Below are 23,175 nucleotides of genomic sequence, written 5' to 3' on the forward strand. Positions count from 1 at the left end.
TTAAAAAGGTATTTTTCTCAACTAGTATATAGTAAGCATTTACACTTTTTCAAACTATTCTGTTTATTTAACCAAAAAGAAGCGTCCCACATCAATGGGACACTCCTTCTCTCTTATACTTCCAATAAATGCGAGCCGTCAAAGAAAAACAAGTAACGGCCGGTTACCTTCTTATTCATTATTCCTTCAACAGCCCTCGTATAAAGCTGAAGCTGCATCTGGTATCGATCGGCAAGAATCCCTTTAGCCCCTTCGTACCCGCTTGCAAAACGGCCGGTGATCGTATCCGTTTTATAGTCGAGAAGCACAAGACCTTGTTCATCCTCAAAGATACAATCAATCACCCCTTGGATAAGGACTTCTTCATCTCCAGCTGTCCAATCGCTGTAAGCTTCCTTTGCAGGCAGCGACATCGTAAATGGCACTTCACGGCGAATGCTTTGGGCCCTCTGCATTCTTTTGCCGATTTCACTATCGAAGAAATCGACGATCGTCTCCGGATCCACAGCTTCTTTCTGTTCCTCCGTCAACAGCTCACGTTGAATCAGATCAATGATCAGTTGCTGAATCGATTGAATGGTAATCTCTTTAGATAAATCAATATGCTGCATGACTAAATGTGTAATCGTACCCCTTTCAGCAGGAGTCAGTGACTTTTCTTGCATGAAAGTCGGCCGCTTCGTGATAGGCCGCTTAAATTTACGCAACAGCTCTGTGGAGCTTTGCTCGTCCTTGAGTTCATATTGACGTTTTAATTCAGAAACGGATTGCTTGGAACGATACACCGTCGCCTCATGCTCGGGGTACTCCCATTCCAGCTGTTCCTTGATATCATCATAAAACTCGGAAACGATGCCGACCTTCTCCGATTTCTGGACATGTTCAAGCATTTGCTCTTGAACCAGTGCCTCTTCCTCATCCAGAACAGCAAGCTCTTCACTTGGAATGACGGAAATGGACCAATTCGATGGATGCGACTCCATTTCCAGGCCAAGACCTGCAGCACCAAGAGAATCCCGATGTCGGACAAGGGATGGACCAATCCAATCAAGATAACTTTTTGCACCTGCCCGTACATAGTCCTTCAATAGCCAATCTCCATGTGCCGCATTACTTTCCCAGTTCTGCTGCGTTTTTTCTGCATCATTGATACTGGCAATCAAATAAAGCTTTTCCTTAGCCCTTGTTAGCGCCACGTAGAGGACACGCATCTCCTCGGCAATTAATTCAAGCTGCTTTTTTTTCTTAAAAGCCAATTGAGGGAGGGATGGATAAGTTATCCGTAATTCGGAATTCACATACTTTGCCGCAAAGCCATAATCTTTATCCAGTAAATAGGACTTTCGTAAATCCATCATATTGAATTGCTTGGAAAGACCGGCAATGAACACGATCGGGAACTCAAGCCCCTTTGACGAGTGAATTGTCATCAGCCGGACTACATCTTCCTGTTCTCCTAAAGCCCGAGCTGCCCCTAAATCATCTCCACGTTCTTGCATCCTTTCTATGAACCGCAAGAAACGGAACAGACCGCGGAAAGAACTTGCTTCATATTGCCTTGCCCTGTCATATAGCGCTCGTAAATTGGCCTGACGCTGTTTGCCGCCCGGCATCCCACCTGCAAAATCATAAAACTGCGTTTCGCGGTATAGGAGCCAGATCAGATCTGATAATGCCTCCTGCCTGGCAAGCTTCCGCCACTTCACTAGTTTTTTATAAAATGCAGAGGCTTTTTCATAAAGCCCCGGATGTTCTTCAGGGTCACTCTTTCTGTAAAAATCAGCTAGTGCTTCGTAATAGCTTCCTGTATGGAATAAACGCACCTTTGACATCTCTTCTTCATCCAACCCGACGATAGGTGAACGGAGAACGGAAGCCAATGGGATATCCTGTTGCGGATTATCAATCACCTTCAATAGGGATATCATGATGGCCACTTCGGTCGCTTCAAAATACCCCGTGGATAAATTAGCATATATTGGAATTCCCTGCTTTTTAAATTCCTCCATGATTTGCGGTGCCCATGGCATCGAACGAAGAAGAATGACCATGTCCCGATAAGTGGCAGATCGGTACCTTTTGGTTTTCGTATCATATATCCGATGCTTTTCGCTTATAGCCTTTTTAATGAGCTTGGCCATCTGCCTTGCTTCGAGCTGCGCTTTTTCAAGCTCCTCAGCCTCAAATCCGCCATCATATCCTTCCATTTCCGAATGAGCTTCAGGATCGGCTGCTCCATCAATTAAATGGAGTTCGATCGGGTATCGATTGTCTTCGGGATATGGGGCACCTTTTTTCAATTGGGCATCTTCATCATAATCAATCTCACCGACTGTAATGCCCATCAACTGTTGAAACAAGAAATTGGTCCCATCAAGAACTTCCTTTCGGCTCCGGAAATTGCGGTTTAAATCAATTTTCAGCCCGGAATCAACACCGTCATGGGTAAATCGTGTGTATTTTCCAAGGAAGAGATTCGGTTCTGCAAGCCTGAACCGGTAAATGGACTGCTTGACATCGCCTACCATGAAAAGATTCCCATCATATTCTCCGTCAGCCGTCACCAATTTTAAGATCGATTCCTGAACCAGGTTCGTGTCCTGGTATTCATCCACTAATACCTCTTTGAACTGGTTCCTGTATTCGATGGCTGCCGCTGAAGGTTTTCGTTCACCATCCACCGTTTCCCCTGTCAAAATTTGAAGACAATAATGTTCCAAATCGGCGAAATCCACCAAGTTCTTTTCTGCTTTTGCAGCAAAGAATCTTTCGTCAAACCGTTTAACAAGCATTACAAGTGTATCGACATAACCCTTAAGCTCCCTTATATCCCGCAGGTAGCTTTCCGGTTTCCGGGAAAATAACTCTTCCTGTATCGATTTGATGATCTTCTTGGCCTTATCCCGGTACTTGGTAGCCTCATCAGCCACTTCCTTGATAAAATCTGCACCGGTAAGGCGTTTTGCCGTCCCGAATTTCACGTTTTGGATTTCCTCATAAAGTGCATTCCAGGATTGGTCCTTCACTTCCGAAAGTTTAGCAACCAGTGCAAGATCGGCTAGATAGTTCTCAGCCCTTGGAGCCGGCCCCCCAGGGATTTTTGTCAACGCTAGCGAGCGTTCCAATAAATCCCTGGCCGTGTCCAATTGTAAACCTATATCGAACTTCAATGAATCGATAAACGAAAGATCATCAATCCCATCATCACCTGCCAGCTCATACATGCTGGCGGCACCATCGAGCCATCGGTCCGGGTTTGGATTCGATTGCGAAAAATCATGCAGCGACCGAACGATATTCTGAAGTGCATCATCATTTCGATCGCTTGTGAAAGCATCGACCAAATTAAAGAACTCTTCGTTATCACTTTGGCCATACTGCTCCTCGAAAAGCTCTTCCATCACTTCATCACGGAGCAGCTGGATCTCCGTTGAATCTGCAATCCGGAAGCCCGGGTCGATATCCGTCAGATAATAATACTTCCTGATCACCTCTAGACAAAACGAATGGAGTGTGGAAATCGAAGCACGATTAATCAAGCTCAACTGCTTACGTAAATGCTGTGAATGCGGATTATCATCGATCGCTTTTTCTAATGCCTCACTTACCCGATGGCGCATTTCGGCAGCCGAGGCATTGGTGAATGTAACCACGAGCAGTTCATCAACATCGATTGGATCTTCTTCTGAAATGACTTTTTGAATGATCCGATTGACCAGTACCGCTGTTTTCCCTGAACCCGCAGCGGCCGCAACCAGGATGTCCTGATCTTTAGCCCATATTGCCTTCCATTGATCTTCCGTCCAAGTCACGTCTCCTGGCAGAGCAGGAATTTTCGTTTTACTCATCGCTCTCCCCCTCTCCCCTTAATAGCTCAAGAACGTCATTTTGTTTCTTCTGTGCCAAATTCCTGAATTGGTTCTCCTCCAGTGACTGGTCGAATTGGCATACAGATTTAAAGGAACAGAAGGTACACGGCGTTTTTTCCTTTAATTTGTATGGAGTAATATCCACATCACCATCGACCATTCGATCACCAGCTTCCTGATAAATACGGCGCACATGATGATTCAGAAGCGAAAACTCTTCCCTGCTGGCAACTTTGGAAGCCGCCAGGAGCGATCCGTCCTTTTTAAATCCAGCTGGAATGATATCCGACTTACCCGAATTTTCAATATCAAGCGAGGTATCCATCAACTGAATGACATTTGAATGGTCCAGTACAAGTCCATTCATTTTAAAGCTTTTATAAATTTCTTCTTCAATTTTATCCAAACTGAGCATACCCTTTGATTTGACAACGGGATTATGCACATGAAAATACAAAACTCCGGCTGGAATCGCTTCTTTTCCAATCAGCGACTTGGAATGGGTGACGACGATATCTAGGTATGTCAACATTTGCAGCGCTAGTCCATAATATACTTCACTCATGTTCAGTTCCTTTTCACTTGACTTATAATCGAGCACACGCAAATAGACACCCTCATCTTCTTCCGCTTTATCAACGCGGTCGATCCGCCCGATCAATTCCATCTTCGTACCGTTTTTCAATGTGAAAGAAAGTGGCGGCAGCTCGCCATTTTTTCCGAATCCAAGTTCTAATCCGATCGGAGCAAAACCGCTCGCCTTTGCATGTTCACTTAATACGATCGAGGCACGTCCAATCACGTGTTCGAGTTTCCTGCGTAAATAGTGATGGCGGTTCGTACTTAACAAAATCTGGTTTTGGAGTTTAGGAGCAAGTCTCTCCACAGCAATTCTGGCCAGCTCCAAGCATTGTTCCGGGGTCAATGTAGACCAAGGAATATCATGTTCCTTCAAGTAATCGGCAATCATTTTCAACGCTCCATGGAACATCTCGCCTATATCCGGGGCATCCAAACGGAAAATCTGCCTTTCCCTCAATTTCAAGCCATGAGCCGCATAATGGGAAAACGGGCAGCTATTGAACATTTCCATCCTGGATACACTCGTAAGAATGCTCTCACCGTATAATTGCTTACTTGTTTCCTCAGTTAATTTCTTTGTCCTATTTTGATAAAAAAGGCTCGATAAAACCTTAGTTGCTGAAGGACCGGCCATTTCATCATCAATAATGGCATTATATACATCCCACCATAGTGAATGGATTGGATAGTTCCTTTTCTTCAGCTGCAATTGGGCAGCCAGGTACGAAAGGGCCACATCATGATTCGCTGCATATTTCACCTGTTCCTCTGCAGACAGATCGGACGGATCGTTCATATAATACACATCGGAAACGTTAGGCAATACGTCCCTTACCCGTTTCAAATAGGATGAAGGTAAAAGCGCCTTCCCTTCCTCATCGGCAAGCGGATATGATAAATAAAGGGCCTCGGCAGGCGTAGTGAATGCTTTGTATGCTGTGAACTCCTCATCCAACAGGCGCACCTTCGAACTTGGGGCAACATCAAGTCCACCAGCCAGCAGCACATCACGATCACTATCTGAAAATATCCCGTCAGATACTGCTTTTCCCGGCAGAACCCCTTCGTTCAATCCGATAACAAAAGCTGTCTTCACATCATCCAGGCGGGATAAATCTAGATTAGCGACTAATACTTGGTCAATTGCCGGCGGTACCAAAGAAAATTCAAGAGACTCCAGACCAGCTTCAATGATTACCGCAAACTGTTTCATGGAAAGCTCTTCCCCGCTCAGCAGTTCAACGAATTGGTCCAATAGGTCGACAACCGCATTCCATGTTTGCTCATGCTCTCTTGCCGATACCAAATCACCTGCGTCTTCTGCCTCCAGTTTCAGCTTTTCCAATTTTTCCGGTATATGCAATTCTTCAAGATATAGATAAAGGGCTTCACACAATTCCCTGCCATTAGCAGCCTTTTTAGCCCGTTTTGAGAGCCTCAAGATGGGCTCGGTAAATAATTGCTTCATTTCATTCAACTCTTGCTCAAGCATCATTTCCTTATCCGTTTGGTTCCGGTCCTCGAGTTCCAGACCGCGGAAGCGCCGGTAGGTCCAACGATCTTTGGACGTCCACCCGCTTCCTTTAATGCCGCGGGCCAGCACATAGTTTTCCAGCTTATCTACCTGTTCACGCATCCGGTCGTGGTTTTTTTGCAGCGGAAATAGAAGCTCCGTCTTGATTGCACGAAATACCGGTTCATAACGCCAATAGCCATTGATGATCTCCAAAGTCGAACGAATCAGTTCAATCAGAGGATGATTCAGCATCGTCCGTTTGGAATCGACGAACAAGGGAATTTGATAATCCCGAAAAACGGTTTGTAAAATATCTGCGTATGCTTCCCCGTTACGGACTAAAATCGCAATATCACGGAAACGGTGCTGTTTCTGTCTGACCAGCGACAAGATATCCCGGGCAACTCCTTCAATCTCAGCTCTGCGGTTAACTGCCTGGGCGATCGTTACATCAGGTGACTGCTCAAACGTTCGTGCAGGACGAATGGAAAAATAAGTTTCCAGATGATTCAGCCCTGGACTCTTTCCAAACCTTTCCGAACTTTTTAAGATTCGATCTTCTGAAATCGGTATGCCATTCCTCAATCCAGCCTGATATAGGTGATGATAAAGGTTTCCCGTTTGCCTGAACAATTGCAAATCATCCGGAGCATATTGCCTGTAGGGCTGATCTAACGTCAGCGAGATCGTTACACTCCTACACAGCTTCATCATTTCTTCAACAATCAATAATTCCTGTGGAGTCAAACTATAAAAACCATCGATATATATATCCGCATTCCTTATATATGAAGACTCTGACATTTTTTCGATCAGCAAAGTGAAATAATCTTCGGAGTCTAAATATTTATTGACCATTTCATCCTCAAAAGCCTGATAGACCAATTCAAGATCATGCAGTTTATCCTGAATGCCGCTGCCGGCCTGTGAGGTTTCAGCCAAATAGTTTTGAATGTCATCAGGTTGGATGCAATACTGCTTGAACTCAGCCAGCATTAGCTCCATTTGTGCAATGAACCCCTGCTTATCAGCAGATCGACTGAACATCTTTAACTCTTCCTTTTTATCATCCATGATCTTCCGTATCAGCATATTAACGCCCACACTGTCAAGATGCAGACGGCTCATCCCCCCGGTTTCCTGAAGAACGCGCCAAGCAAGCCTGCTAAAACTGAAAACCTGTGTCCGGATCATTCCGGCAAGTCCTGGTGTTTTAATTAATTTATATTCAGATAGAAACGTCATCTGATCAGGAACGAGGTAGATAATTGGATTTCCTTCGGGATCTTCTGCCAATTTAGAGCGGATTTCGTCCAATATATTCGAAGTTTTCCCTGTACCCGATCTTCCCAGTAAAAAACGGAGTGACATCTCTTTTCCCCCTTACAACATAATATCTAGATCCATCATACCAGAAATACTTTCGTCTTTATGACTAGGTTTCTGTTTCCAATTAGATTTACTTTCTATTATTTTACCGTTTCCCTTAAAAAAACACCAATCGTACGTTCGCGTTTTCCCCAAAAGAAAAAGCCCGCATCTTACTCGGGCTTCAACGATCACTCACCTGTAAACTTAAAATTGAAATCATTGACCGGCCAATATCGAACATCCACTTTACCGACAACATTTTCTACCGGTATATAACCAAAGTGACGGCTGTCAGCACTTTCAAGACGATTATCACCCATGACAAAAAGCTTGCCCTCCGGAACTTTGGTCATATCCGTCAATTCTTTTAATGTAAAATCACCTGTAAAATCCTGTCCTGGGAAACCTTCCTTGAATTTCTCAAGATAAGGCTCATCCACTTTCTCACCATTTACGTAAAGCCAATCATCTTTATAACGAATACGGTCACCTGCAACCCCTATAACCCGCTTAACATAATCTTCTTGTGAATTCGCATGAAAAACAATAATGTCAAAACGGTTGATATCATGAATCTGGTAATTGATTTTATTCACGACAAGTTTATTTCCATCTTCAAGGGTCGGCTGCATCGACTTTCCTTCAACATCATAGCTTGAAAAGAGAAATGTACGGATTAAGATGTAAATAACAAAAGCTATCATCGCTGGTTTTATCCAATCGGATAAAGAATTCTTGTTTGTTTTTTCCATCTAGTTCAACCCCTACTGCATTTATATATTAATTTATTGCCCTTCTTCTCTCTTCATGCTTTTATTTAACCGGACTTCCAGCCTTTTCCCCACATACCATAGGATAAAGATGACGATTCCGATAATGATCGTTCGCACAGGTTTATGAATCAATGATACTAAATCGTAACCTACGAAGCTGATCGTAAAAATCATCACCGCCTTCCCTCCAACTACTGCAAGTCCATATTGCAGGGTACTGACTTTTGAAAGTCCTGCCACGATATTAACGATAGCCGAAGGTGTAAAAGGGAAGCAGAGCAATATGAACAAAGGACCGAATCCATGGCTCTCAACCCATACCATCAACCTCTGCACCTGTTTATGTCTTTGCAAAAATCTGAAAAACCTCATTTGACCATATCTTCTAATAATCCAAAAGATCAAAAAGGACCCCGCTACCGCACCAATCCAAGAAAATAAAAACCCCCACCAGAGACCAAATGCCGTTGCATTGGCAAGCACGAACACCACTAAGGGCAAAAAAGGCAAAAAAGCTTCCAGCATCGGCAGTAAGATTCCGGGAATTGGACCGAATGAGCGATATTGCTGAATAAGTGCCGATATATGATCAAGTGTAAACCACTCACGTATAGTATCCAAATCCATAATTATCTCCCTCGACATGCTGCCATCAAAGCAGCATAAACTTATTAAAAACCGTTTATTTTAGATATATCACTTTCCCCCGAAATTGCAAGAATTATTATCCATATATCTTCATACTTTCCCTATCTCCGGAAAACATAATCTTGTTAACGAATATTTCTAGATTTATCAAAACTGCTTGCATAACCACTGAAAATACATTAGGATAAAAACAGAACAAGTGTTCCTATTTTTACAGGATATACATATTAGTATTAAAAACGCGCTATTTAGAAAGGGGCGGTCATGATGACCCGCATTCCAGAAGATGACCGAAATATGATTGAAAAAGCCATCTACCTCCCTATGGTTATTACAGTCTTAAACCGGGATCTCAAGGTCATCGAAATTAGTCCGTTTAAATTAAAAAGGCCCTATTCGGAGCTGGTCGAACATATTTTAAAAGTGGTTCAAGACGAACTTGCCGAGGTACGGCGCTATTTGCGCAAAGAGAATATTAAAGTTAGTGAAATCAAACGCGATGAATCCTTCACGATGTATTGTTTTTTATATAAAGGATACGAGGAACATCATAATTATTTCAATCCCCGCCTTCGCAACAAAACCGAAGACTTGTTATGTTATTACTTTTTCGAAAAAAAACCCTCAAGGGATTAACGGGTTAAAAGGGAGCCTTCCGGAAGAATACAAATTCCCTTGGAAGTAAAAAGGTTGACCATAAAAAAGCATCGCATCTTTCCTGGCATAAAGGTAAGGGAGTCTTTCATGATCAAGATCGATTAGACTCACTTACCTCCATTCCCCCTGTTTGAACATTCCATAACATCATAATGTTCAAACCAAAGCATAACCTATGTAATCAAGTGCATACGAATATCCTTTTAACATTTTAGTGTTAAGTCTCTTTAAATGAAGGTTAATTACATGCTCCATGACAAAGGTTGGAGTGGCACCCGTTATGATCGACTCATCATATTGAAGAAAAGGATAGGAAAACAGTCAGCTTCGACAAATCGATGTAAAAGTAACCAATATCATGATCCGCCGCAGAATGTAACACGTATTCATGATTTGCCCTGATCGATTGCCGTCAACCATTCCCTGCATCGAAAGAATGGAAATTCCTTTAGGACGATGGGACGCTTAAAAAGCCCATGTTATCCTTTGTTGGATCAAGCTCTCGCATGTCGGATGAAATGTCTGCCATGGATTTCAGATAGTTAATATCTTCTTCCAAAAATACCTTTTACATTTAACTGCGTTACTTCAAGTTCCCTTGTAATCGCATCCTTCATTAAAAGTTTGCTGTATGCATAGCATCGCCTTTGTTCTTGGTGATTAAACGGCAGAATGTCGACGCTGCATCCTTCTGGTATATTCCCCCCTTCCCTATTAAAGGAACCGAGGACTGCAATAGCCGCTTCTCCACTGCTTGTTACACAAGCCGTTTGCACAATTCCCTGCTCACTGATTAAGGCAACAGTTTCGACGAAATTGTCCTTTAACGATTAAAAGGTCTGGCCCGTGTGTTCATTATTAAGCGACATTTAATTTCCATTCATCTATTATAACTATACGTCTAAACTATCATTTTAGTGTCAGTACAACGTTATTAGGAAAGATGTTAATTGCATATCCATACCTAGTATTATCTACTAGTAACAACCTCTTTATATTAAATGTATAAAGCAAAAAGAACTTCCGGAAAAACAAAACCATTTGTGAAACACTGAACAAAAGATACATCATCGGTGTCTATTATATTATGTATTAAGGAGTCAATCATAAGGAAACTTATACTCACCCCTAATGTCTTATGATAACCATGCAATATTTTATTTGCATGGTTTAATTTGTAGCCAAAAGGGTTCCTATCTAAATTTTAAACCAAAGTTGGTTGGAACGAAAGGTGCAAACGCGCCAAGGAGGCTCACGGACCGACCGCGGAAAGCGTGTGCCTGGGGGGGAATCAACGTTTAAATTGGACAATTCCTAAAAACAGTAAACAATCTCTTTAACAAATATTTTGTTGGTAATCCTAACTTTCTCCGGGGTCCTGCTCCTTTAATATATGCCAACTTCACACTCTTTCCTGAGAGAAATAGATTTTTCACTTTAAAATAATGACATTACATTTTCATTCAAGAGATTAATTATAAATACCCAGGGTCATTTTCCCTAACCATAAATCCAGACAACACCCTCCTTTTTTTACCACAAATAAAAATCATGTCCATATTCCCGTTTTTCCGGTTATACATGGAAAATTATTAACTGGAGGGGAAAAATGAAGAAAATAAATATTCTACTGGTGGCTGTTCTTGTTTTGTCTTTATTCACTGGACTTAAAACAACTGAGGCAGCCTCAAATGTAAAGGTACATTTCATCAACGTTGGACAAGGAGATTCTATCCTGATACAAACCGGTAATGAAAACGTTTTAATTGATGGCGGCGGTAAAGGAAAGGGACGAGGTTGTTGCCTACCTAAAAAAACAAAAGGTAAAAACACTTACTGCATTAGTTTCCACTCACCCAGATGCGGATCATGTTGGCGGTCTTGCTCATGTAATTAAATCGCTTAGTGTAAAATCTGTGTATGCCCCTAAAGTTTCACATACACCTAGGCATACAAAGACTTTTTAACGGCTGTCAAGAAGAAGAAGCTTACAATAAAAAAAGCGAAGTCGGGCGTGGAAATCAACACTAAAGCAAAGGATAATTCCCTTAAATTCATTGGACCTGTTAAGGACTATGCTAAGTCTGACTTAAATAATTGGAGTGCTGTCCTGTTGCTTAAACACGGCAAAAAAACATTCTTGTTTACAGGGGATGCCGAAGAAAAAGCAGAGAAGGATATGCTGGCTAAAAAACTGGTAGCAAGTGTGGATGTACTTAAAGTAGGCCATCATGGTGCAAAAACATCGACAAGTTCAGCTTTCATCAACAAAACAAAACCGAAATATGCTGTAATCAGTGTAGGGAAAAATGGCTATGGGCACCCTACTTCCACTGTTATAAAACGGTTGAATTCAGTGAAAGCCAAAACTTATCGAACAGATAAATCAGGTAACATTATTTTTACTTCTACAGGTCAGAAAATTACTGTAAAGACGGTGAAATAATTGGTACAAGGAATTATAGATCGCTTCGAAGGAAAGATCGCTGTCGTGGAAATCGATGGTGGTGACATGAAGGATTTCCCTAAGAGTGCTCTTCCCAAGGGAGCAAAAGTTGGAGATATGCTGATTATCGATGGTGATACCATCACCATTTCCAAAAAAGGAAGTGAAAAATTAAGAAAAGAAATTGACGATTTAATGGATGAATTATTTGAAGATTGATTCCAGGGCCCTTCTTTAATAAGAAGGGCTTGCTTTAAATTTGAATATTCCCGATTGATTATTCTTCTCTGATTTTCCCCTGAACCCCCTCTTATCGCGGTATATACTTTGAGATTACCTCTGAAGCCTTGACTCCATTAGCATCAGTGAACAGATAAAAGGATTTCCTCTTTGTTTCCTCAATCCTCTGGATCAATTTCGTTTTTAAAAATGAGGTCCGGTGCAGCTGGTTTTCGAAAGAGCTGCATGACACTGCTATATCGATGGTTTGTCTATTCCTGAATGTGATGGTTGTATGTTTGGAATCCAGGCGCTCATAGGATACCACATGTTCATGTGATAACCAGATGCATTGAGGACGTAACGGAGATGTAGTTGGAAAGAAGAATATCGAACTGGTCGGATCAATCGCGATCGGTGCTTTATGTGTGATGTTTATGAGCTGTTTCGTGCCTTGCTTGCGTCCTTCATAACTTGATCCGAAGAACTCGCAGCTTTTCTTTATTATTTCCATAGGTTTAAACGGGGAGATGAACTCGTCCTCCATTTCAACGATACGGGCATATATTTTACTGCCGTAATTAATTGGCGCAACCATTAGTGTATGTGGCGTGATTTCATATTCCTCGATGATTCCCTGATTGTTTTCCTTCATTTTTAATCCACCTCTTCCTCATTGCTAAACATCACTATCACCTTCCAAAGCTTATATTCTTAATTGCTTGTACCCTTCCATTCCTGTCCAAGAAGAGTGAAGGGGGATAGTAAATGTATGTTAAATTACTCACTATAATAGCATAACCCTTAAACATAAAAAGCAAGTTCACAAAAAATTTAAAATTCTTTTATATAGTGGCTTTTTCGTCATCTAAACGACACATTCTCTATCATAATTTAAATTTTTTAAATTTTCAGTTGATTTTATCCGCTCAAATCCATATAATAATAAAAAGGGTCAGGGGTGGTAACTTTGAAAAATGAAAAATCTTATTCAGAGTCAGTGAAGTCCTTATCAATGAGCGAAATGAAAAACGATGCCGTGGTTCAGGAAATGTTAATTGATATGATTATTCAGGAAGCCGTCCTTACTACCAAAAAGAATCTCCTTGCAAAACAGATCGATGATGCCTTGGATATGAAAAACAAACCTTTATTCTTAAAACTAAGTTCTGAAATGAACGTTTTACTAAAACAATTTGGAAATTAACATTCATGATCAAAAAAGCCTCCCATAATGTCGGGAGGCTTTTCTCATTATCATCACTCTTTATGAAACATACCCATGACCTCGGCAGTTTCGGTTATATTAACAAAAGCATTCGGATCCACTTCTTTTATCATCGTTTTTACATCGGTTAACTGATAACGTGTAATGACTGTCATCATTACTTTGCTCTTTTCTCCTGAATATGCACCTTCACCATCCATGACTGTAATTCCACGATATAGGTTGGTCAGGAGCTTCGTTTTCATTTCGTCACTCTTTTTGGTAACGATCATCAATGTTAATTTGATGTGATTGGAATGGATCGTATCGATCACCTTTCCTGCTGCATAAATGGAAATCAGCGTATATAATGCGGCATCCCAACCGAAGATGAAGCCTGAGATTACCACCACAACAGCATTCATCACCGAAAGCAATGTACCAAGCGGAAAGTCGCTCTTCTTAGCCAATAGCATGGCAATGATATCAAAGCCGCCCGAAGACCCCGAAGCGCGAAAGACGATGCCTATACCGATTCCCGATATGATTCCGCCAAATAAAGAAGACAAAATCGGTTCAGTTGAAATACCGTGAACTGGAATGAGGTATAAACTGATGGAAATCACGACAACTGATAATATCGTATAGGTGATAAAGCGTCTCCCTAATTTCAGGTAACCAAGAATCAGCAATGGCAGGTTCATCAGAAAATTCAATATCCCTGTGTTGACTGGGGTGATGATTCCGAACATGATCGCAAGTCCACTAAGTCCGCTGCTTAAAATTAAATGTGGTATCAAAAATAAGTTGTAGGCTACTGCCACAAGCACTGAGCCTACAGTGATGAAAAGTACATTATACATATCCGATCTCCTTAAAACGAACTGGGAATTTAATTTATTATAGTAGAGAACCTAAGCTTTTTAAAATTAATAGTTTTTTCTGAAAACGACTACAAACTTCCACTTTCCGAAGAAAAAAAGCCAGCTGGTTTTCAGCTGGCTTTCAATCACCCTTTGTATCTGCATTTTCAACCGTTGAAATCCGTTCGAGCATGGTCGGATGGGAATACCGCAGCCATTTAACCAGGAATGGCGGGTTGACCTGACTCAAACCCGACCTCGTGAGTTCCTGGAAAGTCGTGATTGCTGATTCTTTGTCCCCGGTCATTTCAATGGCATAACGGTCAGCCCTTGTTTCTTGATATCTGGAAACATAATTGGACAGCGGACTCGAAGCAAAGAGCAGCACAGACGTTATCAAGAGAAATAATGGAAGAGATGATATGCTGTCAACCGAACGGACCTTTAACTGATGGCCCCAGCGACCAATGATAAAATTCATGATTTTCGAAGTCAGCCACAAACCGATTAATGTCAGTCCTAAATAACCTGCAATCCCTATATAAATGTGCTTTTCCACATAATGAGCCATTTCATGTGCCATGATAAAAAGGATTTCATCTTCCTTCAGTTTGTTCAGGGTCGTATCCCAAAGAACTATTCTTGAGTTGGAACCTATGCCGGTCACATATGCATTCAAGGCATTTGTCTTTTCCGCCATATTTACTTCATACACGTGTTCAGCCGGGATCTCAGCCTGTGAGGCTAGTGCCAATATTTCCGTTTCCAGCTCTTTATTTTTGAGAGGATAGAATTCATTGTACAGCGGATCGATCAATACAGGCTGAACGAACATCAGGAACAAGGAAAAAGGAATGGACAACATCCAAGCATAGAGCCACCACTTCTTCACACTTTTCTTCATTAACCAATATAAAACGGAAACGATGATGAACATCATCCCAAAATTCACCCAGAATTCGATGACTCCATCCTTCATCCACGAGGTGAAACTTTGTGTACTTATGTGGTAACTCTTGCTCATCCGATATCCAATGAAACTGATTGGAAATAGAGCCAGGTATGAAATGACGGAAAGCCAGAATAAGTAAATGCCCGTTCTAATCGCTTTCCGTCTTGAGACTGCCATTGACGATTTTTCAAATGCCTTCGAAAAACCGAATAATAATATGAAGAAATACAGAAGCCATTCATATGGCGTCGATACGAAAAAAATAAAATTCCGCAGTCCTGAATACTCTTCACTAAGCTTTAGTTCCCTTGCATTCAGGAATGTTGCAGGATCTGCTGCCGTTCCACGCAAAGCTTCGGGAATGGTCGTATCCGCTCCATAAAAAATATACCAATACATCGCTGCTGCATAAAGGATATATAATATAATCGCTCTTCCAGCCCATTTTCTAACCATGATGCCCCTCCTTAAAACGAATCTCCCTCTTAATAGTTTAATCCAAAATGGACAGGTTAGAACCGGATTTCCCTTATTATTCACTTCTTGCAATTCCCATCATTTTGTTGAATATTTCACAGAATACTCCATCAGTCAAACATGCACTTCCGGATGGGAGGCAAAATATGTTTATGCAGAAACACTAAAAAAACGGAGGGATGGGAGTTTTAAGGCAACGACGAACTTATTCCTTTGCCTAATTGCTAAGATGAAAATCATCAAAGGGAGTTTGATTTGTAATGAATGAGCCCGATGAACGGAACGGCTGGCATGATTGGTCATCCCTTCATCCCGCTATTTTGCAAACCATACAAAAGTGCCATAAGCTCCGGTCGATTATTAACATTCAGTTTTCTGTAAATACGGCTTATATAGTTTTTTACCGTGCCGATCGATAGAAAAAGTTTTTTGGAAATTTGCTGATTCGTTTCGCCTTGGGTTAGCAGGATAAGCAGTTCATGCTCGCGTTTAGAAAAAGCCCCCAATTTTCCAATTGCCTTTTCCAAAGTTACTGGTGATCTTTCAACATCCCACTCCAGCCTTTTCATTAAAATTGATTTGAATGAGGCAGGATAAACGATCTGACCGTTGGCACATTGACGGATTGCCGATAACACTTGTTTCATTCCTCCATCCTGTAACACATAACCTGCTGCACCATGGCCTATTGCTTCGATAAGATAGTGATTTTCCGAATAGTCAGTAAAAACCACAAAAGGAGTGGATGGGCGTTTTTCCTTAAGGACTTGCATGACTTCCTGTCCATACTTCCCTGATGAGCGGGCATCAATAAGAATGACATCTGGAATGACTGATGTATGATCAGAATCAGGAAAGTCCATTTCATTTCCAGTCATCCCCATGACCTTAATGTCACCTTCTTGTTCGATGATTCCCTCAATTCCTCCCTGACCACCATATATCATTAGCTTAATCGACTTCATGACCTCACCTGTTACTTTCTTTATTTGTTATTAATCCGATAGTTTTTTATAATTGTTCGCCATGGAATAGTTCTAATGGTCTATATTTTACATCATTAATTCACCTGTTAACAAATTTAAACTGTAAAAATACTTTTAATAATTGTGTTCCTCCTGACAATAAAAAAGGCTATCAACCCGTTTGACTTCAGGATGATAGCCTTTTTCTTTGTTCCTCATCTATGAGCGTATCAAGTTTCATGATGCTTTCCTTTGCCCGGGGAAAATCAATTTTGCGATAATGGTGTTTTCCGCCTTCTTCTTCATCTTTTTCGTCGGCCCATTTGACGACTTGCTGAAGCGGTGTACGAATAATATCATTCGAAGGTAAGAACGAATCGGTATGAAATAAAATGGCGAGGGAAATGGTCTTTGCCTTGATCGGGTTTTCTCCCAAGCGGATTAACAGTTTATGTGCTCGTTCGGCACCTTTGATGGGGTGAATATCATTTTGTTTATAAAGATCATAATCCCATTTACCATTGCGATACCAGGTGAAATGACCCATATCATGCAATAGCCCGGCTTTAGCGGCAATATCAGGGTCGACATTATATTCATTTGCTAAGTGAAACGCATGGTATGCTACCGCAATCGCATGTGCCAGACCTGAACGGTTCAAGTATTTTTGAGCAATGGGATGTGTAAAAATATCCAAAAGTTTTACATCTCTCATCTAACCCCTCCTTACAATATTGTGGAAATTTTTAATGACAATCATAACTCTTTTCGAAACAAGAATCAAGGTTTTAAGATTTTTCAATATATTTTATGCAACCTCATACACTTTGGTTGTACAAAAAAGGACCATTGCCGGTTATAGGCAATGATCTCCTCATGATCAATGTAATTCAGTTTTGCAGTACATGGTTTTTCAAGGAACGCCGTAAAATTTTACCAGTCGCATTTTTTGGAAGTTCATCCAAAAACTCAATTTTTGCCGGCACCTTATATTTGGCCAAGTGTTCCATGCAATGGGCAAGCAGCTCTTCCTCGGTCAATGCATTGTTTTTCTTTACCACAAAGCATTTAACCACTTCCCCCTGATTGGGATCGGGAACGCCAATGGCTGCTGCCTCAACTACTTCAGGATGAGCATACAAAACCTCCTCCACTTCACGCGGATAGACATTATAGCCACCGACGATGATAAGCTCCTTTTTACGATCTACAATGAAAAAGTAGCCTTCATCATCCATCCTGGCTAAATCGCCTGTATATAACCAGCCATTTTTCAAGACAGCGGCTGATTCTTCAGGCATTTTATAATAACCTTTCATTACATTCGGACCCCTGACAATCAATTCTCCTACACCATTGATCGGCACTTCTTCTCCAAGCTCATTGACCACTTTGTTTTCCACCCTAAGGATGGATGTTCCGATGGAACCCGCCTTCCTTGGACGGTCCAAAGGATTGAAGCAGGTAACAGGGGAAGCTTCGGATAAGCCATATCCTTCTGAAACCCTAACATTAAATTTCCGCTCGAATGATTCAAGCAGGGACACTGGCATGGCGGATCCGCCAGATATGCATATCCGCAAAGACTTCAAAGCATCCTCTTTCGCATCTGGATATTGAAAAAGAAAGTTATACATCGTAGGCACACCAGCAAAAACGGTTGCATCATATTTTTTGATTTGCCTGAATATTTCCTTTGGACTGAATTGCGGGACAATTAAGAGCGTACCTCCGCTTATCAACGGGGCATTCACAACTACCGTTAAACTGAAAACATGGAACATTGGCAATGTCGTAATGACACGGTCATTTTCCGTGATATTTAAATATTCACCAATATCATGTGCATTAGAGTAGATATTGGTATGTGTGAGCATGGCCCCCTTTGGTTTCCCCGTTGTCCCGGAAGTATAAAGTATGATTGCCGTATCTTCAGGATCCAGTTCAGGACCTTTAAAGCCTTCATCCCCTGATTCGACCATTTTTGTAAACGATTTCATTTTATTGCAAATGTTAAATTCGCTACTATCCCCACAATGCAGCTGCGTTTCACAAATTACATATTGTTCTACGCTTGAAAGGATAGGGTTCATTTTCTCCAGTAAGGGTAAAAGCTTATCCAATGCCACAACAACCTTTACATCGCCATTATTCAGGATATAACCAATCTCGTCAGGTGTGTATATTGGATTGACGGGAATTACGGTCGCCCCTGCTCGCATAGCTCCATACAATGAAATGATGAAATGTGGAGAGTTGCCTAATAACAGCGCAATGTTATCACCTTTTGAAACACCAAGCCTATGTAATTCGTCTGCGAACTTCGTAACGGCTTTATCCAATTCCCCATATGAAGTGGATTGATCCAAAAAGTAATATGCTGGCTTATCCGCCTTTTTTAAAGCCATTTGATGAAGCTGTTCAGATAAATTCATCTTTCTCCCTCCCCTGCAAATAGCATGAATGAATGGTCATTCATTTTTATGGTGAACTAAATACATTTTTATTATATTAAAAGAATGCAATCACAGCAACCATTTTATCCATATTCAAGCAATTACTGTCATTATTAGTCACAAAAGCCGTCCTATTAAGTCGGGACGGCATTCAAGCTTAATATATTAAAGCCAATATTTCTTCTTTTGTTACATTGCCAAAATAATGACGAACATCGATTTCATCCAGCACTCTGCTGATTGCTTCCTTTTCATAGCGTGTTCCAGTAAGCTTTCGTTCAATATCCGCAACCTCTCCGACCCCGAAGAAATCACCGTAGATCTTGCAGTTTTCAATGATTCCCCTGTTCACTTCAAGGCGGATATCAACAGATCCCACAGGAAATCTATGTGAGTTTTGCAAGTTGAATTTAGGTGATTTTCCGTAATTCCACTCCCAATTTTGATACCTATCTTCCGAGATTTCGTGAATTTTCTCCCAATCCGTTTCTGTTAAAACATACTCTATAACCTTTCCGGTATCTTTGAAAATATTTTGCAGAAGGAATGAACGGAATTCTTCGACAGACATCGGTTCTTTTAGGAAATCGGCGATATTACCGACACGGCTTCTTATCGATTTAATCCCTTTGGACTCGATTTTATCTTTTTTCACTTTTAAAGCGGATACAATGTGATCCATTTCTGATTGAAACAGCAATGTCCCATGACTGAACATTCTGCCCTTCGTTGAAAACATCGCGTTTCCCGAAATTTTCTTTCCTTCAGCCAGAATATCGTTACGACCGCTCAATTCAGCATGTATTCCTAGTTTCTCGAGCGTTTCCACGACAGGCTGGGTGAATTTCTTGAAGTTATGGAAACTATCCCCATCGTCTTTCGTAATGAAACTGAAATTGAGATTCCCTAGGTCATGATAAACCGCTCCACCCCCGGAAAGGCGGCGAACAACTGTAATGCCCTTTTCATCTACATAATCGGAATTGATTTCTTCGATCGTATTTTGATTTCTGCCTATGATGATTGAAGGTCGATTAATGTAAAATAAAAGATAGGTTTCATCTATATTTAAATGTTTAAGCGCATATTCTTCGATGGCCAGGTTAATTCTTGGATCTGTAATTCCCTTATTATCAATAAAAAGCACAGTTGTTCCTCCTTGTAGACTTCATATCACTGATGTTTCATTTATAGTTGGAACTCGAGATTGGTTTTGGCTACAGCTATTTCCCTTTTGAATACCTCGGATGCTTCTTTTTTCAGTTGATCGAGATTCCCATATTGAGGGAGGTGAGTTAACAGCAAAAGCTGGACGTCAGCCTTTGCTGCCAGCAGGCCCGCTTCCCTTGCCGTCATATGCCCCGCCTTTGAACCATCCATATCACTATAAAAGTTACTTTCACATAATAAAACATTTGCGTCTTTAGCGAAATCTGCAAGCTCATCCATATATGAACTGTCACCTGTGTAAACTATCGAATGATTTTCAGCTTCAATCCTCATTGCAAAACAAGGGACTGGATGTTTTGTTTTCATGAACGTAAATTTACACGGTCCAATGGTTAAGGGGTGATCAGCAGAGATGGCTATCCCCTTTGTCACGTCTTTATATGTTAACTTACCAAATTCGACTTCGTCCAAATCATGACCATATATAGGAATCGTCCTTTTTTCGCTGCCCAATATCTGTTGTATGAATGCAGCGTGCTGCAGGACACCAATATCCGCTACATGATCAGGATGATAGTGGGATAATACAACTGCACCAAGATCCTCCGGCTTCATATGGTTTTGAAGCTGTGATAGGACACCGCTGCCACAATCAAGCAGAATGCGAAAATCTTCATATTCAAGCAAATAGCCGGAACTTGCCTCATTTTTAGCTGGATAACCGCCCCAGCACCCAATTACGGTGATTTTCATGCTTAGGCACTCCTTTTTTTCTCTCAATGACTTCCCCATTAATATAAACTATTCTTGCCCTTATTTCACCTTTTTTACTTATGTTATAAAACATTCATTGACATTTCAAATCTGTTATAATACAATAAACCCATAGAAAAGCGAATAATAAAAAAATTCAGGAGATGATGTTCATGATTCAAAGTAGCGTTGAGTTCTTTAAAAATCTGCCACCGAAACAATGCACGGAATGCGGAAAAAAAATTGAAGAACAGCACGAATGTTATGGAAACCACTGTGATCATTGCCTTTCTGGAGAGTAGTAGTCTTTGTGATTCACCATCCTCTTCCCAAATAGCAGGATGAATTCATAGATGTTTCGGTTTCGCAGCTGAAAAAAAAACTAATAAAAAAAGAGATACCGATGATCGGTATCTCTTTTTTTATTGGGGTTCATTGCCTTTCAGCAAAAAATAGAATGATCACGTAACGGATAATCCTTTGAACAAATATATTTTAAATAGTTCAGCAATTTCCTCTTTCTCTAATGGGGCATGGTTCCTTTCCCAATCAAAGATCAGGGCAAGGTACATCTTTAGCATCAGGAAAGCTGTTATCTCCGGATCGCAAGGTTGTATGTCGCCCTTATCAATCGCTATTTTTAGTTTTTCCTTAATGTAGGATACAATGGCTTCTTCCATTTCATAAACATTTTCCTGAACGGCCGGCGTACCAATTTCCCGCTCTTCCTGAAGAAGTTTTAATGATAATTGATGTTCCTGCCTGAACTCCAGAATTCGATAAACGGCCCGATGCAGGTTTTCAAAAAAGGAGAGTTGGTCATCCAAAGATTGTTCCGCCTCATATTTCATTTCCTCTATCATCCGCTGAACGATTTCTTTAAATAGCTCTTCTTTATTTTTATAAAAGGTATAAATGGTCCCTTTTCCCACATTGGCAATTTTAGCGACTTGATCCATCGTCGTTGCCTTATAGCCAAAAAGTGAAAACGACTTGGTCGCAGCTTCCAAAATTAATTTTTTACGATCAACAGACATTTCCCACCTCAATCCTGACCAGACGGACAAAACAGTCATTATGTTCGATATCATACCAAAAATTTTCAGTCTTTTCAATTATATTTTCAATTTCCAAGAGAAACAATGGCCATCCCCGTTACTGGACAGCCACTTTTCGAAAATACATATTTATTTAAATCTGCAAGGCCAAATGCAGCGTCGCTTTTCCAGTGAATAACATAACTAAAATTTGCAGAGCACATGGCAAGCATGGTTAAACTAATTTTCTCCTATTGACTGATCACTTTTCCTGTAATCTGTTTAAAATGATCGTGGCCAAAGCATCGATGAATTCAGGTTTAACATTGGGCATATCCGGCCTATAGTAGCCTGCACCAATCTCTTCCGTCACAACCTTACATTCATAATCGTTATCATAAAGGACTTCAAGGTGCTCGGCAACAAAGCCAACAGGAATATAAATGAAAGCTTTATAACCTTTTGCTTGATGAAGATCTCTGGTTAAATCCTGTACATCGGGTCCCAACCATGGTTCAGGAGTTTGTCCAGCGCTTTGCCAGCCTACTGCATAATTGGTAACCCCTGCACCTTCGGCAATCATGTCTGCCGTTTCTTTCAGTTGATTTGGATACGGATCTCCCGATTGCAAGATTTTTTCCGGGAGGCTATGTGCCGACACAATCAAAGCGAAATTATCGCGTTCTTCCGAGGTCATTTTCCCAATCACTTCTTTTACCTGGTCTACCCAATATTGGATGAATTTTGGCTCATCATACCAGCTTTCAACGGAATTGATGGTCAGGTCCCCCAATTTAGAGGCTTCATCCTGGGCACGTCCATTATAAGACTTCACGCTGAATGTTGAAAAATGCGGTGCCAATACGATACTGACCGCTTCTTTGATTCCATCTTCATGCATTTGTTTCACTGCGTCTTCAACAAAAGGTTCAATATGCTTCAGGCCCAGATATGCCTTGAATTCAACTTCCTCCTGAACGGAATTCAATTTCTTTTCAAGCGCTTCAGCTTGTCCTGCCGTTATTTTTGCAAGCGGGGATAAACCACCGATCGCTTCATATCTGCCTTTTAGGTCGGCAATCAATTCGTCGCTTGGACGTCTCCCATGACGAATATGTGTATAATACCTTTCAATATCCTCTTCAGTGTATGGAGTACCATAAGCCATGACTAAAAGGCCCATTTTTTTTCTTGACATGAAGTTACACCTCTTT

At 41.0% G+C, this 23,175-nt stretch carries 19 protein-coding genes and 1 pseudogene; 5 read left to right on the plus strand and 15 right to left on the minus strand.

Annotated features, from left to right (window positions below; translation table 11 throughout):
- Nucleotides 1–113: 113 nt before the first annotated feature.
- From addA to A6755_RS21015, 4 genes are all read right to left on the minus strand, one after another.
- On the minus strand, nt 114–3,848 hold the full coding sequence (addA, locus tag A6755_RS21000) for a helicase-exonuclease AddAB subunit AddA (RefSeq protein ID WP_063591853.1): 3,735 nt from the start codon (nt 3,846–3,848) through the stop codon (nt 114–116).
- A complete protein-coding gene (gene addB / locus A6755_RS21005; protein ID WP_063591854.1) occupies nt 3,841–7,338 on the minus strand; it encodes a helicase-exonuclease AddAB subunit AddB in 3,498 nt (1,165 codons plus the stop codon). The genes addA and addB overlap by 8 nt, the downstream gene beginning before the upstream one ends.
- A gap of 188 nt (nt 7,339–7,526) precedes the next feature.
- The gene (lepB, locus tag A6755_RS21010; RefSeq protein ID WP_034314624.1) at nt 7,527–8,090 is read right to left on the minus strand and encodes a signal peptidase I; all 564 of its coding nucleotides are present in this window, start codon (nt 8,088–8,090) and stop codon (nt 7,527–7,529) included.
- A 33-nt stretch (nt 8,091–8,123) separates the two neighbouring features.
- Nucleotides 8,124–8,738 carry a TVP38/TMEM64 family protein gene (locus tag A6755_RS21015; RefSeq protein WP_034314626.1) on the minus strand — a complete coding sequence of 205 codons (615 nt, stop codon included), beginning with the start codon at nt 8,736–8,738 and terminating at the stop codon, nt 8,124–8,126.
- 288 nt (nt 8,739–9,026) lie between these two features.
- Between A6755_RS21015 and A6755_RS21020 the strand changes: the two genes are divergently transcribed.
- On the plus strand, nt 9,027–9,395 hold the full coding sequence (locus tag A6755_RS21020; RefSeq protein ID WP_063591855.1) for a YhjD family protein: 369 nt from the start codon (nt 9,027–9,029) through the stop codon (nt 9,393–9,395).
- A gap of 563 nt (nt 9,396–9,958) precedes the next feature.
- Here the strand turns inward: A6755_RS21020 and A6755_RS27770 are convergent.
- Nucleotides 9,959–10,192, minus strand: a complete 234-nt coding sequence (locus A6755_RS27770) for a hypothetical protein (protein ID WP_063591856.1) — start codon at nt 10,190–10,192, stop codon at nt 9,959–9,961.
- Between the two features lie 833 nt (nt 10,193–11,025).
- On the opposite strand from A6755_RS27770, the pseudogene A6755_RS21030 reads away from it, so the two are divergent.
- Nucleotides 11,026–11,862 (plus strand): annotated as a pseudogene (locus tag A6755_RS21030) (ComEC/Rec2 family competence protein).
- Nucleotides 11,863–12,081, plus strand: coding sequence for a DUF3006 domain-containing protein (locus A6755_RS21035; RefSeq protein WP_063591857.1), 219 nt, complete (start codon nt 11,863–11,865; stop codon nt 12,079–12,081).
- Between the two features lie 91 nt (nt 12,082–12,172).
- Here the strand turns inward: A6755_RS21035 and A6755_RS21040 are convergent, their stop codons facing one another.
- The gene (locus A6755_RS21040) at nt 12,173–12,736 is read right to left on the minus strand and encodes a competence protein ComK (RefSeq protein WP_034314639.1); all 564 of its coding nucleotides are present in this window, start codon (nt 12,734–12,736) and stop codon (nt 12,173–12,175) included.
- A gap of 315 nt (nt 12,737–13,051) precedes the next feature.
- Between A6755_RS21040 and A6755_RS21045 the strand changes: the two genes are divergently transcribed.
- On the plus strand, nt 13,052–13,288 hold the full coding sequence (locus tag A6755_RS21045; protein WP_048680068.1) for an IDEAL domain-containing protein: 237 nt from the start codon (nt 13,052–13,054) through the stop codon (nt 13,286–13,288).
- A gap of 53 nt (nt 13,289–13,341) precedes the next feature.
- On the opposite strand, the gene A6755_RS21050 is transcribed toward A6755_RS21045, so the two are convergent.
- From A6755_RS21050 to A6755_RS21080, 7 genes are all read right to left on the minus strand, one after another.
- A complete protein-coding gene (locus A6755_RS21050) occupies nt 13,342–14,151 on the minus strand; it encodes a YitT family protein (protein WP_048677994.1) in 810 nt (269 codons plus the stop codon).
- Between the two features lie 142 nt (nt 14,152–14,293).
- On the minus strand, nt 14,294–15,559 hold the full coding sequence (locus A6755_RS21055; RefSeq protein ID WP_048677995.1) for a M48 family metallopeptidase: 1,266 nt from the start codon (nt 15,557–15,559) through the stop codon (nt 14,294–14,296).
- A gap of 320 nt (nt 15,560–15,879) precedes the next feature.
- A complete protein-coding gene (locus tag A6755_RS21060; RefSeq protein ID WP_063591858.1) occupies nt 15,880–16,545 on the minus strand; it encodes a LuxR C-terminal-related transcriptional regulator in 666 nt (221 codons plus the stop codon).
- A gap of 187 nt (nt 16,546–16,732) precedes the next feature.
- A complete protein-coding gene (locus tag A6755_RS21065) occupies nt 16,733–17,260 on the minus strand; it encodes an HD domain-containing protein (RefSeq protein WP_034314654.1) in 528 nt (175 codons plus the stop codon).
- Nucleotides 17,261–17,435: 175 nt separating this feature from the next.
- Nucleotides 17,436–18,980 (minus strand): fatty acid--CoA ligase family protein, encoded by a 1,545-nt coding sequence (locus tag A6755_RS21070; RefSeq protein WP_063591859.1) that lies wholly within the window; start codon nt 18,978–18,980, stop codon nt 17,436–17,438.
- 178 nt (nt 18,981–19,158) lie between these two features.
- Nucleotides 19,159–20,148, minus strand: a complete 990-nt coding sequence (lplA, locus tag A6755_RS21075; protein ID WP_063591860.1) for a lipoate--protein ligase — start codon at nt 20,146–20,148, stop codon at nt 19,159–19,161.
- A 41-nt stretch (nt 20,149–20,189) separates the two neighbouring features.
- Nucleotides 20,190–20,924 (minus strand): MBL fold metallo-hydrolase, encoded by a 735-nt coding sequence (locus A6755_RS21080; protein ID WP_063591861.1) that lies wholly within the window; start codon nt 20,922–20,924, stop codon nt 20,190–20,192.
- 173 nt (nt 20,925–21,097) lie between these two features.
- Between A6755_RS21080 and yhfH the strand changes: the two genes are divergently transcribed.
- A complete protein-coding gene (gene yhfH / locus A6755_RS25740) occupies nt 21,098–21,226 on the plus strand; it encodes a protein YhfH (RefSeq protein WP_065310849.1) in 129 nt (42 codons plus the stop codon).
- 159 nt (nt 21,227–21,385) lie between these two features.
- Here yhfH and A6755_RS21085 read toward each other — a convergent pair whose 3' ends face one another.
- Both A6755_RS21085 and hemH read right to left on the minus strand, forming a co-directional pair.
- Nucleotides 21,386–21,961 (minus strand): TetR/AcrR family transcriptional regulator, encoded by a 576-nt coding sequence (locus tag A6755_RS21085; protein ID WP_063591862.1) that lies wholly within the window; start codon nt 21,959–21,961, stop codon nt 21,386–21,388.
- 262 nt (nt 21,962–22,223) lie between these two features.
- A complete protein-coding gene (hemH, locus tag A6755_RS21090) occupies nt 22,224–23,159 on the minus strand; it encodes a ferrochelatase (RefSeq protein WP_063591863.1) in 936 nt (311 codons plus the stop codon).
- Between the last annotated feature and the right edge of the window lie 16 nt (nt 23,160–23,175).

The sequence above is a fragment of the Peribacillus frigoritolerans genome, from assembly GCF_001636405.1.
Classification (GTDB): domain Bacteria; phylum Bacillota; class Bacilli; order Bacillales; family DSM-1321; genus Peribacillus; species Peribacillus frigoritolerans.

Excerpts from the sequence above, each read along its gene's own strand:
- A6755_RS21085 (WP_063591862.1), bottom strand. The coding sequence starts at position 21,961 with ATGTCTGTTGATCGTAAAAAATTAATTTTGGAAGCTGCGACCAAGTCG.
- A6755_RS21080 (WP_063591861.1), bottom strand. The coding sequence starts at position 20,924 with ATGAAAATCACCGTAATTGGGTGCTGGGGCGGTTATCCAGCTAAAAAT.
- A6755_RS21015 (WP_034314626.1), bottom strand. The coding sequence starts at position 8,738 with ATGGATTTGGATACTATACGTGAGTGGTTTACACTTGATCATATATCG.
- A6755_RS21065 (WP_034314654.1), bottom strand. The coding sequence starts at position 17,260 with ATGAGAGATGTAAAACTTTTGGATATTTTTACACATCCCATTGCTCAA.
- addB (WP_063591854.1), bottom strand. The coding sequence starts at position 7,338 with ATGTCACTCCGTTTTTTACTGGGAAGATCGGGTACAGGGAAAACTTCG.
- A6755_RS21070 (WP_063591859.1), bottom strand. The coding sequence starts at position 18,980 with ATGAATTTATCTGAACAGCTTCATCAAATGGCTTTAAAAAAGGCGGAT.
- A6755_RS21055 (WP_048677995.1), bottom strand. The coding sequence starts at position 15,559 with ATGGTTAGAAAATGGGCTGGAAGAGCGATTATATTATATATCCTTTAT.
- hemH (WP_063591863.1), bottom strand. The coding sequence starts at position 23,159 with ATGTCAAGAAAAAAAATGGGCCTTTTAGTCATGGCTTATGGTACTCCA.
- A6755_RS21020 (WP_063591855.1), top strand. The coding sequence starts at position 9,027 with ATGACCCGCATTCCAGAAGATGACCGAAATATGATTGAAAAAGCCATC.
- A6755_RS21050 (WP_048677994.1), bottom strand. The coding sequence starts at position 14,151 with ATGTATAATGTACTTTTCATCACTGTAGGCTCAGTGCTTGTGGCAGTA.
- addA (WP_063591853.1), bottom strand. The coding sequence starts at position 3,848 with ATGAGTAAAACGAAAATTCCTGCTCTGCCAGGAGACGTGACTTGGACG.
- A6755_RS21060 (WP_063591858.1), bottom strand. The coding sequence starts at position 16,545 with ATGAAGTCGATTAAGCTAATGATATATGGTGGTCAGGGAGGAATTGAG.
- lepB (WP_034314624.1), bottom strand. The coding sequence starts at position 8,090 with ATGGAAAAAACAAACAAGAATTCTTTATCCGATTGGATAAAACCAGCG.
- yhfH (WP_065310849.1), top strand. The coding sequence starts at position 21,098 with ATGATTCAAAGTAGCGTTGAGTTCTTTAAAAATCTGCCACCGAAACAA.
- A6755_RS21040 (WP_034314639.1), bottom strand. The coding sequence starts at position 12,736 with ATGAAGGAAAACAATCAGGGAATCATCGAGGAATATGAAATCACGCCA.